This is a genomic window from Blautia sp. OM06-15AC, from assembly GCF_003481425.1.
Taxonomy (GTDB): Bacteria; Bacillota; Clostridia; order Lachnospirales; family Lachnospiraceae; genus Fusicatenibacter; species Fusicatenibacter saccharivorans.
Window position 1 is genome coordinate 16471 of sequence record NZ_QULD01000015.1, and the last position, 13650, is coordinate 30120.

Consider the following 13650-nt stretch of genomic DNA (forward strand, 5'->3'; position numbering starts at 1 on the left):
CCTCTACTTACTGCTTCTTTTCCTTAAAGAAGCTTTCAAGCACTTGAATATGATTCTTTGCAATTTGATCAATCGTATTTGTTTGCATTTTATTGATGTTAGCAAGGCTCATTTGTCTGCATAGTTCTTCATTATCCCTTAGCGTTAAGACCTTATTTACCAACGCCTCTGTATCATCAACCTCAATAATGTAGCCGTTTTCTCCGTCTTTAATAAGTTCTACGCCCGCCACGCATCGCTTCGTTGTTATAACTGGAAGACCATTTGCCATAGCCTCATTGATTACAAGCCCCCATGTATCCCCACGAGTCATAAGCACAAAAAGGTCTGCTGCGTTGTAGTATTCTCTCAGTTCATCCTTGCCTAGAAAATCAACAAAATGGACATTTGAAAGATTATGTGCTTCCTTATACTTTTTATTTTCCGCAGACGGTTCTCCACCGATAATATAAAAGTCTACAGACTTACCGATTTTTTCTGCTGCCTTCAGTACAATATCAAAACCTTTGCATTCAATATGTCTGCCAACTGTGACAACATTAAATTTTCCAGTCATCCCAATTTTCTCTTTCAGGCAGTTTTTCTCAGCATTAGACAAGAGTTTCTTATTAATATCTTCCTGATGGAGTGAAGTAAAATTATGCAAATGTATTCTTTTGCGATTTGCCCCATAGTATTCAAAATACTTCACTGCAGATTGGCCACCCGCAAAATACCCAGTTGCCCCTCGCATCAAAAAGCATTTTAATGCTTTCTTTAGAGGATTCGATTCCTCAATATCATTGCATCCATCACAATTGATAAAGTAAGGAACTCTCTTAAGTTTGCAAAACAATTCCAAAATGATAGCATTTTTTAGGCAGTTATTGTACAGAATAACTGCATCGTATGATTTCAGATTTTTTATGTCCTGTTTGAATTCTTTTTTTGCAGATGGATTATCAAGAATATTACAATCCACAGATACTCTTGATAGCCACTCAGCCGTTCTTTTTTCATCTTGCTGATATTCAAAATATACTTTTGATGACCAATGCTTTGCCAAATCTGCAAACACTTCAACACGATACGGTGCTGGGAACTCTCCTATAATTAGTAATTTGTTCACTTTTGTTTTTCCTCCACATGACGCATAAACTCATTGGAATCCGAGAAATATGCGGCATATTCTTTGATTTTTTCCTCGTTCCAATTCCACCATTTAATCTGTTTTAAATTTTCCACTGTTCCATCATTGAATCTTTTCCGAATCATTCGAGCTGGATTTCCTGCCCAAATTTCATATGGACCGACATCATGTGTAACTACGGAACCCATTCCAATAACTGCACCATCAGAAATTGTCACACCACTTTTTATTAACACATGTGACCCAATCCATACGTCATTTCCGATATGAACCTTCTGAAACGGTGAATATTGTAACGAACTTAATTTCTTCTTAATTATTCCTTTTGTTGTATTAAATACTGGTGAAACTGAAACCCAATCTATTGGATGGCTTCCTCCGCCAATTGCACAATAATTTGATATGCAGGTAAATGCTCCTATCTCTGCACACAAAACCGATGTATGTTCTCCTATATATGAATAGCGATCCATAGATGTTTCTACTACAACTGATCCAATATCAATTCGCGCACTTTTCTCAATATTTGATTGATTAATGCAAGGGCGATTAAACATCTTTTTTAGAATCTTTTGAATAATATACCCCAATTTCATGCCAGCACCGCCCTTCCAGTGCTAACGAAAGTCAAATTAGGGAAAAACTTAATTTTTAGTGCTGCCCCCCCCGATTACTGGGAATTGCTTCCAATGCTCCCTGTTGTTCCATCTTTATTCCCTTTTTCTCGCATTCGTAAATCTTGGCATCTACCAAGAAACGATACCAATACGCCTGCAAGAAGTGGAATATCTTTCCTTCCGGTCCATCTAGGAACCCCAGCTTAATGTAATACCGATAGATGAAATACAGATGAGCACGGAAAAACTTCGGCAGTCTATAATATCCGCTATTCTTCACTACACGCTTCATCTTTGCTTGTCCAGACGATGTGCCATCCTGCTCCAGGCTCTCATCCATTGCATTTTCAAGTGTCATCTGGTGATCCAGCACTTCACGGTTACTGTACCAGTTATGTTTTGCTGTCCACCATTCCAAATCCTTCTGATTGTTGTCAATCAGATCATGCTTGAACTCAACAGTTGTCCCCTCTGACAGGATCATGTGTTCATCCATGATTTTCATTTCACAGGATGCTTTACCCGTCCGGAAGATGCGCAGCAACAGTTCCGGGTATCGACCACCATGCTTGATCCACCTGCCCATAAAATAGACTCTCCGACGGAGAATCACACCGTTTACAGGTGCTTTAACCTGTGGAAGTTTCTCATCGATTTCAGCCGCTAAGTCTTCCATAATTTCCTCATCGGCATCCATACGCATAGACCATTCTGTATCAATGCCAGTGTTTTGGAGCCCCCAATTCAGCTGATTTGCATAGGAAACCCATTTATTCTGGTAAAAATCCAAACCAGATCCAATCTTCTGAAGTTCCGTATTCAACTCTTTACACAGTGCTTCTGTTCCATCCGTACTGAAGCTGTCTACAATAACAAACCTCTTAGCAACTCCACGAAAGGATTCCACACACTTTCTAAGATTCTTTTCTTCATTTTTTGTTAGTATAACTACCGTTAAATCTGTCATTTTTCACTTTCCTCATCCCTATATATAAGATATAAGCGAATATATATGTAACCACTACAAACGCCAAAACGCTTATTATTGACGGTTTAACTATTCCTAATGTAAAAGCATGAACTAGATAAATCTCATACGAAATCATTCCAATCGTGGCCAACATTTTATTTTCAAACAATCCACTAAATGATTTTCCAAATACCATAATTCCTATCGCCATCGGCAAACAGGTCAACAATGCCATCGCATTCGATACAAGGTACGGCAGGTTCTTAACCACATTCAGCTGTGTTACTGCCATGAAGAGAAGGCACACTGTACCCCCCCGTTAAAACCAGGATATTTTTAGATTTTGTCAATATCCGTTCGATCTTATCTTTATTTACTGCCAGCAATACACCAGCTGGAAAAGACAGCATCTGTCTTGCACGAAGGAACGGCATATCTGGATTTGCAAAGAATACCGACTCTACTACAAACCAAATACCAAAAGTTCCAAACAAAGCCACCATCTGCATTTTTCTATCTTTAATCAGCCTCTTTACTGCGTAGAAAATCAGATAGCAGATGACGATATAGCCCATGAACCAACCATATCCTGTTGCAGGCTTCAAACAGCAGAAATCAAATAAATATGTCTTGATGGTGAATGTCGCTGTAGCAAACAGTCCTACCAGTTCTACTACCCAGAACGGCAAACATACACTCAACAGACGTTTCTTCCAGAATTCTTCTAGACCGTTCTTCTCATATGAAATCTCTAGTCCATATCCAGAACACATCAGAAACAATGCCACGCCAATTCCAGCAACGAACTGAATTCCTCCAACAGAAAGCATTGCTCCGCTGTGTGCCCAGACAACAGTCAAAATTGAAAAACCTTTAATTGCTGTTGTATAATTTCTGTCCATCCACTGGTATTTTTCCGACTTCTTGATAAAGCCCAGCAGATAACACGCCAAAATCAAACCTGTAAGAAGTACAAAGTATTTCATTGCACTTTACCATCCAACCTCTTAATAACCCTCGCCGGGTTACCAGCAATCACACAGTTATCCTCAAACTTTCCGCACACCACAGCACCAGCACCGACAACACAGCCATCGCCTAGCACTGTGCCTTTCAGGATTATGCTGTTGCACCCGATGAAGCAGTTCTTGCCGATTTTGATTTCTCTGCTCGGTACCAGATCGCTCTCACCACCGTTTTCATCCCGAAGCAGCTTGTTTCTCTCCTCTGCCTCGATTGGGTGAAAGTCGTTATCCAGAATTTTGCAGTTACCGCCGATGCAGGTATTCTCACCAATCGTGATCTTCTTGCGGGCGTAAATTGTTGCGCCCGAAATTCCCACATTATCTCCGATTTCAATCTCTGCTCCCGAAGCGCGGGTAACAATGATTGTCCGGCTGTAAAGGCCCACCAGATTACTGAGGAAGCTGCTCTTAATCGTGACGTTCTCACCAATCTTCAGCTTGGCACCGCCTTTATTGAAGATGATCGGCACACCCTTCAGCAAGAGGTTCTTTCCATATTCAACTTTTGTCATCTTCATAACCAGCTTAAACCAGTTACTATTCATTCCCTCTCGCCTCCTTTACAGCTTCAGAATTTCTTCTGCGTACTTCTGTACACTTACGTTTCTAGTTAGATTTTTTTCAAGGTTTTCACGGCTTCTGGCTCCCATGGCCTTCAGCTCTTCGCTTCCGGCATTGTCAATGAACCAGCGAATGTTTTCTTCAACCTTGTCATACTCGCCCGGTTCACAACACAGGCCGCCCTTTGTGTCCTCGATAATGCAACGGATCTCAGAGCCTGACTCTAAGACCCCAATTACTGGCCTTGCCGCAGATGCCAGCCCGTAATATTTTGACGGGCAACTCACGCCTTTAATACCTTTTGCATTCACGCACCAGTGGACATCACTGGCGTTTAAGGAATATATCAAGTCTGCCTTATCCTGATACGGAATGAAGACCACATTCTCCATGTGATGCTCTGCCACATAGTCTTTCAGTGTCTTCAGGACGGAACCGGCACCGACAAATGCAAAAACAACCTCTCGGCCATCCGCGGTCTTTGTGCCGGCACCGAACTTCTCAACCACTTTAATTAAATTTTCAAGATCATAGTACAGACCGATGTTGCCGGAGTACATGATGACAAACTTGCCATCCAAACCGTACTTCTTCTTGAAAGCGACTACTCTCTCGTTACCTGCTTCCAGCGGATAGATCTCCTTCTCATCGATCCAGTTGTTGATCATGACAGTCTTCGGGACTTTCTTACCTTTGAACCGCCCCTCTACCGTCTCAACCAGATCCCGGCCAACTGTGATGATCAGATCACTTCTCTTGCAGCTGAACTTGTCAAACCACATCATGGCATCGGTGATAAATTTGCTCTTGGTATAGCCAACAGCCAGCACCTGCTCCGGGTTGAAGTCCTGAATGTTATAGATGTACTTGGCGTGTTTTACCCACTTGCCCCAGACACCCAGCAGACCGCCAAGGATCGGTGGCTGGGAAATAGAGAACACGTAGTCCTGTTTTCCAACCTTAAAGGTCGCGCCCATTGCCCCAAAAAAGTAGGAAACAATATTCTTCACACGGCTTTTCTTGTTGGTCTTGCTGAACTCCGGAACCCGGATTCGCAGCACCTTCACACCGTTGATTTCTTCTTCGTAATACTTCTGTGTCTTATATTTATCTTCAATAGTTCCTAAGTAACTCGGAACCACACAAATTACAGTAATATCAAACTTATCCAGCATTCCCTCCGCCAGCTCACGGAGGATCTGCCCCGTTGACGCAGTATCTGGAATATAGTAATGAGCATAAATCAGTAGATTTTTCTTATTTGACATTCCGCTATATTCCTCTCACAATTTTTTATTTCTAACCGCCAAAGCAGTACACCGGCGGACTTTATCTATATCAAACAGTGTGTTCATCATCTATGCCGGATGAACTATCGCACTGTAGTCATCTTTTTCTCACAGTGGGTATCTACTTTTCCGACCATCACTGAATCTTTTATGTAGACCTGTCACGGGCTACACTCTCATTTTTCCTCAACTGAAACTTTATGGTAGACACCTTCATACCAGCTCACCGACAAAGTGCTGTGTCTTATTGTCATAACTCGTTGTCGCGCTTCTCCATTTTTCAAAGTGCTGACCTTTATTGTCATAACTCGTAAACCAACTCACTTTGTTAAAACTATACAAGTTCATACCATTTCCTTGTTGCAATATGAACAATCATCTTCCCCTCACTACCTCTAATTTTCCAGAAAAATGCAGTTATCATGTCCATCTCTTGTCTGCAATAAACTTTTCCAGAAAAATAGATTTTGGGCTTTTCAACACTTTTAACCTCCACCTCTAATTCTTCGGAAAAATGAAGGTATCATGTCCGTCCCTTGCTCTTCAATAAAACAGGCTCGTAATAGGGGTATTTCGCATGCGTTTTATACGCCACCATAGACCATCAGACCTCAGCTGATTTTGTTGAGTAGACATTGCCAGTTATATACATTCCGTTTGTAATGATACTTACCATATTTTTGTGACTTATGGCCTATTAAAACAGCATTTAGCCTTAGTCCAATAATATCATGTACATTCTAGCTTATTTGCTCCAGTTTGTAAACATTATGAAGCAACTTTCTTCACAGAATGTCGAACTTTTTCCTATTTGTTTCTTTTATCATTACTATTGCTTTACATAATCTCTATTCGCACAAAAAAGGATTAGCAACCTTTCGAAAATGACACGTTCCTAATCCCTTTTATTTTCCTATCCTATTCCATTTCTTTCCTTCTCAAAATATCAAACCTATCCAATTCCACGCCAAGATCAATCCACAATTTCTGCTTCGGATGCGGCGCACTCTCCATCTGGTTCCCTTCATCATCCCAGATCCCCTTCACCGTAACGCAGACATTCTCCCCATCCGGTTTCATCACTTCAATCTCTTCCCCAACCGAAAACTTATTTCTCTGCTCAATCGCATATCTGCTTTTTTCATTCTTCTCCCCAACAATCCCCAGATACGTATACTCCTTCACATACGTATTACTGTCATAAATCTGGCTCTCATGATCCGGCTTCCCATAGAAAAATCCCGTAGTAAACTGCCTGTACGTACAGTTCGAGATCTGATCCCGATACCACTCCATATTCTCCTCATACTTCTTAGGGCTCTCCAGATAATCATCAATCGCCTTCCGATACGTCCTTGCCACCGTCGCCACATACAGCGCCGTCTTCATTCTTCCTTCAATCTTATAACTGTCAATCCCCGCATCCAGCAAATCCGGGATATGCTCAATCATACAAAGATCTTTCGAGTTAAAGATATACGTCCCTCTCTCATTCTCATACACCGGCAGATACTCCCCCGGTCTGGACTCTTCCACGACCGCATACTTCCACCGGCACGGATGTGTACAAGCCCCCTGGTTCGCATCTCTTCCCGTGAAATAATTGGACAGCAGACATCTTCCCGAGTACGAAATACACATCGCCCCATGAATAAATGTCTCAATCTCCATCTCCTCCGGAATATGCTCCCGAATCTCTTTGATCTCCGCCAGCGACAGCTCCCTCGCCGTCACGACGCGCTTCGCCCCCTGCTCATACCAGAACTGATACGTTCCATAGTTCGTATTATTCGCCTGTGTACTGATATGCCGCTCAATCTCCGGGCACACTTCCATCGCAATCCGATACACTCCCGGATCCGAAATAATGAGTGCATCCGGTCCGATCTCTTTTAATTCGGCAAAGTAAGCGCGTACGCCCTCAAGATCCTGATTATGTGCCAGAATATTCGCGGTGACATACACTTTCACTCCATGCTCATGCGCAAACTCCACGCCTTCTTTCATATCTCCCATCGAAAAGTTCTTCGCCTTCGCGCGGAGTCCGAAGACTTCTCCGCCGATATATACGGCATCTGCGCCGAAGATCACTGCTACTTTTAATACTTCCAGACTGCTGGCTGGAACCAGTAATTCCGGTTTTCTCATGTTGTTTCCTCTCTCTTCTCATGGCTTTTCATCGTGATCGCGATTCCATCTCCCAGCGGCACGACCGATGTCAGCAGCCCTTCATTGTGTGTCAGTTCAAATAAGTATTCCCGCATCCGTTTGTGGATCGTGCGGTTCCGGCGTTCCACGGCGAAGCGGGATTCGATGACGTCGCCGTCCTGCAGCACGTTGTCGGTGATCAGTACGCCGTTCTTATCAAGGACACGCAGGACTTCCGGCAGGAAGTGGATGTACTGTCCCTTAGCGGCGTCCATAAAGATAAAATCGTACGGACCATCCAGGGTTTTTAAGACTTCTGCAGCGTCTCCCGGGATCAGCGTGATGCGGTCGGCGAAGCCGGATTTTTCGAAGTTCTCCCGTGCGATCGGGATGCGTTTTTCGTAATTTTCTATTGTGGTAATCTCTGCGTCCGGTTCGCCGTACTGTGCCATGAAAACAGCAGAGAATCCTACGGCAGTTCCTACCTCCAGGATTCTCTTTGGCTGTTTCATCTTTAAGAATACTTTTAAAAAGCTCTGCATTTCACGGCGAATGATCGGCACTTTTGTCTGTTTGGCCGTCCGCTCCAGATTTTCCAGAAACGGGGTGTGGCCGGTGTCCAGGGAATTGATGTAGGTTACCATTCGTTCGTCTATTATCATGTAAGATTCCTCTTGTTTTGCAAACGTGCGTTATTCCGCGGACGGCTGTCCTTCGGTGTTGACGCCCGCCAGAATTTCCAGCATTTCATTGACGGTCTGTGCGGTGTTCAGCACGTAGGAACCGTCCTTGATGCCGCCGTAGTAGCCGGACAGGCGGTACTGGACTTCGAAAACCAGAAGGCTTTCGTCGATCAGTCCGTTGTCTTTCAGGAGTTCGCCAAGTTCTTTCGCCTCCATGCCGGAACGCACCTGTACGGTGACTTCCTTTCCTTTTCCTCTGGATGCGACTGGCTCCTCGGCAAACACGTCATGTCCAAACTGATATGAAGTTTTCGCTGCCAGAATGATCACAAGAATCACGCAGACGTAAATGAGCAGGCGCACGGTTCCTTTCGCACCTGTCAGCGCTGCGCGGTATCCGGCATCCCTTTTCTTTTCGGACATGGGCGCTCTCCTTTTGATTTTCGGTTTTAGATTTCCGGTACTCCGATGCGGATTGCCTCTGAAATGCAGTCCTGCACCTTCTGTACCATCTTACAGACCTCGAGTTCCGCTTCAAGATAGGCGTTTGCTTTCTCGCTTTTGCGGAGTGCGTAGGAATCCCGCTCCAGGGAATCTACCGCATCGTAAAGGTCTACGTTTTCGGACTGCTGCAGTCGGTAGTTGCGGATTCGATAGTCGTCGACCCGGCTTTTTAAGTCCGGGTCTTTTTCAAGTTCCTCTTCCATCCACAAGTAATTCTGATATGCCCTGCTCTCCCTCATTTCTTCGATGAGCGCATCCAGACATTCTGTTACTTTGTCCATGGTATTTATGCCTCCATGATGATCGGAAGGATCATCGGTCTTCTCTTTGTTTTCTTCCATACATAATCGCCGAGGGCATCTTTGATCGTGGATTTGATCTTGCCCCAGTCGGAGATATTTTTGGAAAGGCAGCCATCCAGCGCCTCTTCTACAACTTCTCTTGCCTCGCCCATCAAATCCTCGGATTCGCGTACATAGACGAAACCGCGGGATACGATGTCCGGGCCGGCCAGAAGCTGGTTCGTTCTCTTTTCGAGAGTCAGTACAACGACCATGATTCCGTCCTCGGACAGATGCTGGCGGTCACGCAGGACGATATTTCCTACATCACCAACGCCGAGTCCGTCGACCATGATGGCTCCGGTGTGGACTTTGCCAGTTACTGCTGCGCCGTCCTCATCGAGTTCCATGACATCACCGGAATACATGAGAAAGATGTTCTCTTTCGGGATGCCGAGGCTCTGTGCTACTTCTGCGTGTGCTTTTAAGTGGCGGTATTCGCCGTGTACCGGAATGGCGTATTTCGGTTTTACCAGGGAGTAGATCAGTTTGATTTCCTCCTGGCAGGCATGTCCGGATACGTGAACGTCCTGGAATACGACGTTGGCACCCTGTGCAGACAGTTCGTTGATGACGTTTGAAACGGCTTTTTCATTTCCCGGGATTGGGTGGGAACTGAAGATCACGGTGTCGCCCGGCAGGATCGAGATCTTTTTGTGCAGGTGTGCCGCCATACGGGACAGTGCTGCCATGGACTCGCCCTGGCTTCCGGTGGTGATCAGGACAAGCTGCTCGCCGGTGTAGTTTTTCATCTGCTCCACATCGATCAGGGTATTTTCCGGGATATTGATGTAGCCCAGCTCCTGCGCGATGGAGATGATGTTGACCATACTGCGGCCTTCGATGACAACTTTACGGCCGTATTTATAAGCAGAGTTGATGATCTGCTGCACACGGTCGACGTTCGATGCGAAGGTTGCGATGATGATTCGGGAATTCTGATGCTCGGCAAACAGGCCGTCGATCGTCTTTCCTACGGTCCGCTCGGACATGGTAAAGCCAGGCCGCTCTGCATTGGTACTGTCGCACATCAGTGCCAGAACGCCTTTCTTTCCGATCTCTGCGAATCTCTGCAGGTCGATGACATCACCAAAGACTGGTGTGTAGTCGACTTTGAAGTCTCCGGTGTGGACGATGATGCCAGCCGGGGAGTAGATTGCCAGTGCTGCTGCATCTGCAATACTGTGGTTTGTTTTAATAAACTCAATACGGAATGCGCCCAGGTTGATGGACTGTCCGTGTTTGATGATTTTCCGTTTTGTGGTGCGGAGCAGGTTGTGCTCCTTTAATTTGTTTTCGATCAGGCCAATCGTCAGTTTGGTGGCGTAGACCGGCACGTTCACTTCTTTTAAGATGTACGGCAGCGCACCGATGTGGTCCTCGTGGCCGTGGGTGATGACGAAGCCTTTGACTTTGTCGATGTTTTCTTTCAGATATGTTACATCCGGGATGACCAGGTCGATACCGAGCATGTCGTCTTCCGGGAATGCAAGTCCGCAGTCTACGACGATGATACTGTCCTCATACTCGAAAACGGTGATGTTCATACCGATCTGTTCCAGACCGCCAAGCGGTATAATTTTTAATTTACTTCCATTATTCTTTTTCAAATAGCACCTCCGCGCATGTTTTCCAAACGATTCCGTTACCGGTACGGCTTCACGCGCGCATCCCCTGAGCGTCACTTCAGGCTGATGGAGCATGTCCCGCACCTGCAGGATTTGCCCTTTAAAGCGCTGTCCCGGTCCCGCTTTGTCTGCGTCCCGGTATGGCTTCAAAACGGCTGGTTCAATAGGTGATGTCTGCCTCGTCATCCAACATGGAAGCAAATACGCCGGAAACGGCATCGAATTCGGTGTCGTCTTCTACCATAACATACTCTGCCTCTGCGTCGGTGTCGGTGGAGATATCCTTCAGAATATAGGCATTTGCCTCGTCGTCCTTTGAATCGGATACCAGAATATAGTTGACTCCATTGATTCTGGTCTGCTCTTCCACGTAAAATTCTTCTTTGCCGCCATCATCTGTTACAAATGTTATTTTTTCCATACAATATTCCTTTGTTCAGTTTTCCTGTGATTCCTTCTGATGGGAAAGATAGTCCAGATATCCCTGCAGGATAAAAACAGCTGCAATCATATCTACGTACTCCTTGCGGTTTTCCCTGCGGATTCCGGTTTCCATCATGGTGCGGTCTGCTTCGACCGTTGTCAGCCGCTCGTCCCACATGACAACGGGCAGGCCTGTCCGTCTCTCCAGCATTTCTTTGAACTCGAGAGATTTTTCGGCCCGCTCTCCGATGTCGTTGTTCATATGTTTCGGGAAGCCGAGTACGATTTTTTCCACGCCGTACTCTTTTGCTATCTCTTCAATCCGGGCCAGCGTCTGACGCAGCTTATTCTCCGATTTTCTGCGGACAATTTCGATTCCCTGCGCAGTAAGACCCAGGGCGTCGCTGACTGCCACCCCTACTGTTTTTGAGCCGTAATCTAATCCCATTATTCTCATAGTAATTACGCTCACTTCCAGGATTCATTTTTGATGTACTCTTTTAACAGTTCCTCTACCAGTTCATCACGCTCTACTTTCATGATCAGGCTTCTGGCTCCCTTAAAGCTTGTGATGTACGTCGGGTCGCCTGACATGATATAGCCTACGATCTGGTTGACTGGATTATACCCTTTTTCTACCATGGCGTTGTAAACGGTTTCGAGTACCTCTTTTACCTGAATCTCCGGCTCTGTTTTTACTTTAAAATATTGTGTGTTACTTAATCCTGACATTCTTTTCACGTCCTCGTATTTATTGATATCATTTATATTCTAATACATGTTATGGGAAATTTCAATCGTGAAATTGCCCAACTATTTGAATGTTACAGTTCACTGCATCTCAGCGAACTGTAATATTCAAAGCCCGCATGGAAAATTTTGCTTTGCGAAGAGGCGGCAGCTATTTCTGATGTTATTTTATCCCTGAAAACGCCGCATTATTCATATGAATTGGAAGTAAAAATCATTTCCAGGATTCTCTGGGCACAGGCGGTCAGGTCTTTTTCCTCGAGATACTGGTCATTTTCGGCACTCAGCGCATCCAGGATTTCGCGGCGGTCGGTTTCGGTTCCCGGCATCACAAGATCGTTTCCGGCAGCAATGCATTTTGCGGCAGAGGAGCCTCCGTCGGCGTTTGTTGTGGTCCAGTCTGTCATGATGATGCCGGCAAAGCCCCATTCCTTTCTTGCAGCGGTTGTGCACAGATCGTAGCTGTTGGCGGTGTGGACACCGTTTACCTTGTTGTAGGAGGTCATGATCGCCTTTGGCTGGGATTCTTTGATTGCAATTTCGAAGCCCTTCAGATAGATCTCACGCAGAGCGCGCTCGGAGACGATGCTCGATACGCCGCGGCGGTTTTCTTCCTGATTGTTGCAGGCGTAATGTTTGATGGTCGTTCCGACCCCGTGCTGTCTCTGCACACCGCGTGTGAGAGCTGCTGCGATGATTCTGACCAGAATTTCGATTGAATTTTCTCCCGCCCTGTTCTATACTAATGTAAACAAATGTAGCTGTTTTTTATTCCAGATAACTACAAAATCGGAGGTATCACGCTTTATGCATATGACACAAATTCAATCTGTCTTAAACGAGAAAAAAATCACGTTTTCCTATACGGAAGAGGACAACTGCGGAAGCATCGACTTTGAGCACCGCGGTCTGCGGTATCATATCTGGGAATTTGCAGACGATGTGGAGCCGGTCGGCGTGGAGACCAATCTGCGGTATGCAGGGCGCGATGAGGAAATCGAAGGCGATTACGATACGATTCTCGCAGAACATTTAAAGAAAGAATTTTAAGCGATTTCATTTCATTTTTGGGAAAAGATGTGTATTTTATGACGCCAGTTCTTCAACCACAGCTCGAAAAAGTCACGCTGGAACAGTATGAAATGCTTCCAGAAGAGAAACGCTTCGAAGTTTTTGACGGTGTCGTCTACGACATGGCAAGCCCTTCGCAGGTTCATCAGGCACTATCCATGCAGCTTTCTACACTCATCAATACTTACATTCTTCGCAAAAAATCATATATTTTCTAACGCTGCCAGAAACAGCTCATAGAAGTCATCTTCCCCTTCAAGCGCCGGGGAATTTTCTCCGCCGCCATTGGTGCTGCGTTTGATTTCTGCGTAAAATTCTTCACCTGCCATGGCAAGATCCATTTCATAGATGGAAACGCCATAGGCATGGCAGATTTCGCAGAATGCGTGGATTGGATTCGGATTTTCCCTTGTCTGAAGCAGTTTTTCACGCAGAATGGGGTCTGCCTTTGCTTTTTTCTGCCAAGCTTTTGCCTGCACTGCAGGGAAGTTCTTTCATCGCCATGATTGCT

Annotated in this window: 18 protein-coding genes; 2 read left to right on the forward strand and 16 right to left on the reverse strand. The window is 45.2% G+C overall.

Annotation, left to right across the window (positions count from 1 at the left end):
- Positions 1 to 7: 7 nt before the first annotated feature.
- The 15 genes from DXB83_RS14895 to DXB83_RS14970 all read right to left on the reverse strand — a co-directional run bounded on the left by DXB83_RS14895 (position 8) and on the right by DXB83_RS14970 (position 12739).
- Positions 8 to 1108 (reverse strand): glycosyltransferase family 4 protein, encoded by a 1101-nt coding sequence (locus tag DXB83_RS14895; protein WP_118697816.1) that lies wholly within the window; start codon positions 1106 to 1108, stop codon positions 8 to 10.
- Positions 1105 to 1725, reverse strand: a complete 621-nt coding sequence (locus DXB83_RS14900; RefSeq protein ID WP_158581121.1) for a CatB-related O-acetyltransferase — start codon at positions 1723 to 1725, stop codon at positions 1105 to 1107. The genes DXB83_RS14895 and DXB83_RS14900 overlap by 4 nt, the downstream gene beginning before the upstream one ends.
- Before the next feature lie 55 nt (positions 1726 to 1780).
- Positions 1781 to 2713: a glycosyltransferase family 2 protein gene (locus tag DXB83_RS14905; protein ID WP_118697817.1), complete on the reverse strand. Its 933-nt coding sequence runs from the start codon at positions 2711 to 2713 to the stop codon at positions 1781 to 1783.
- A gap of 266 nt (positions 2714 to 2979) precedes the next feature.
- Complete coding sequence (locus DXB83_RS14915; protein ID WP_118697819.1) at positions 2980 to 3702, reverse strand: acyltransferase family protein; 723 nt, start codon at positions 3700 to 3702, stop codon at positions 2980 to 2982.
- A complete protein-coding gene (locus tag DXB83_RS14920; RefSeq protein ID WP_118697820.1) occupies positions 3699 to 4286 on the reverse strand; it encodes an acyltransferase in 588 nt (195 codons plus the stop codon). The genes DXB83_RS14915 and DXB83_RS14920 overlap by 4 nt, the downstream gene beginning before the upstream one ends.
- A 15-nt stretch (positions 4287 to 4301) precedes the next feature.
- Complete coding sequence (locus DXB83_RS14925; protein ID WP_118697821.1) at positions 4302 to 5570, reverse strand: glycosyltransferase family 4 protein; 1269 nt, start codon at positions 5568 to 5570, stop codon at positions 4302 to 4304.
- A gap of 939 nt (positions 5571 to 6509) precedes the next feature.
- Positions 6510 to 7739, reverse strand: a complete 1230-nt coding sequence (locus DXB83_RS14930) for a peptidase U32 family protein (RefSeq protein ID WP_118697822.1) — start codon at positions 7737 to 7739, stop codon at positions 6510 to 6512.
- A complete protein-coding gene (locus DXB83_RS14935; RefSeq protein ID WP_022461075.1) occupies positions 7736 to 8401 on the reverse strand; it encodes an O-methyltransferase in 666 nt (221 codons plus the stop codon). The genes DXB83_RS14930 and DXB83_RS14935 overlap by 4 nt, the downstream gene beginning before the upstream one ends.
- 30 nt (positions 8402 to 8431) lie before the next feature.
- Positions 8432 to 8845, reverse strand: coding sequence for a solute-binding protein (locus DXB83_RS14940; RefSeq protein ID WP_117804592.1), 414 nt, complete (start codon positions 8843 to 8845; stop codon positions 8432 to 8434).
- 26 nt (positions 8846 to 8871) lie between these two features.
- Entirely contained in the window at positions 8872 to 9207 is a 336-nt protein-coding gene (locus DXB83_RS14945) for a YlbF family regulator (protein ID WP_158568317.1), read from the reverse strand.
- 5 nt (positions 9208 to 9212) lie between these two features.
- The gene (locus DXB83_RS14950) at positions 9213 to 10877 is read right to left on the reverse strand and encodes a ribonuclease J (protein ID WP_055218756.1); all 1665 of its coding nucleotides are present in this window, start codon (positions 10875 to 10877) and stop codon (positions 9213 to 9215) included.
- A gap of 178 nt (positions 10878 to 11055) precedes the next feature.
- Positions 11056 to 11316, reverse strand: coding sequence for a DUF1292 domain-containing protein (locus DXB83_RS14955; protein WP_022461718.1), 261 nt, complete (start codon positions 11314 to 11316; stop codon positions 11056 to 11058).
- Positions 11317 to 11331: 15 nt separating this feature from the next.
- Positions 11332 to 11775 (reverse strand): Holliday junction resolvase RuvX, encoded by a 444-nt coding sequence (gene ruvX / locus DXB83_RS14960; RefSeq protein WP_022461717.1) that lies wholly within the window; start codon positions 11773 to 11775, stop codon positions 11332 to 11334.
- An 11-nt stretch (positions 11776 to 11786) separates the two neighbouring features.
- Positions 11787 to 12050, reverse strand: coding sequence for an IreB family regulatory phosphoprotein (locus DXB83_RS14965; protein WP_022461716.1), 264 nt, complete (start codon positions 12048 to 12050; stop codon positions 11787 to 11789).
- A gap of 206 nt (positions 12051 to 12256) precedes the next feature.
- Positions 12257 to 12739, reverse strand: coding sequence for a glycoside hydrolase family 3 N-terminal domain-containing protein (locus DXB83_RS14970; protein ID WP_416388409.1), 483 nt, complete (start codon positions 12737 to 12739; stop codon positions 12257 to 12259).
- A 136-nt stretch (positions 12740 to 12875) separates the two neighbouring features.
- Here DXB83_RS14970 and DXB83_RS14975 point away from each other — a divergent pair, with 136 nt between their 5' ends.
- Both DXB83_RS14975 and DXB83_RS14980 read left to right on the forward strand, forming a co-directional pair.
- A complete protein-coding gene (locus DXB83_RS14975; RefSeq protein WP_055265060.1) occupies positions 12876 to 13118 on the forward strand; it encodes a hypothetical protein in 243 nt (80 codons plus the stop codon).
- Positions 13119 to 13156: 38 nt separating this feature from the next.
- Entirely contained in the window at positions 13157 to 13357 is a 201-nt protein-coding gene (locus tag DXB83_RS14980; RefSeq protein WP_117804669.1) for a Uma2 family endonuclease, read from the forward strand.
- Here the strand turns inward: DXB83_RS14980 and DXB83_RS14985 are convergent.
- The gene (locus DXB83_RS14985; RefSeq protein ID WP_055265064.1) at positions 13343 to 13618 is read right to left on the reverse strand and encodes a hypothetical protein; all 276 of its coding nucleotides are present in this window, start codon (positions 13616 to 13618) and stop codon (positions 13343 to 13345) included. The two genes, DXB83_RS14980 and DXB83_RS14985, sit on opposite strands and share 15 nt — an antisense overlap.
- Positions 13619 to 13650 lie beyond the last annotated feature (32 nt).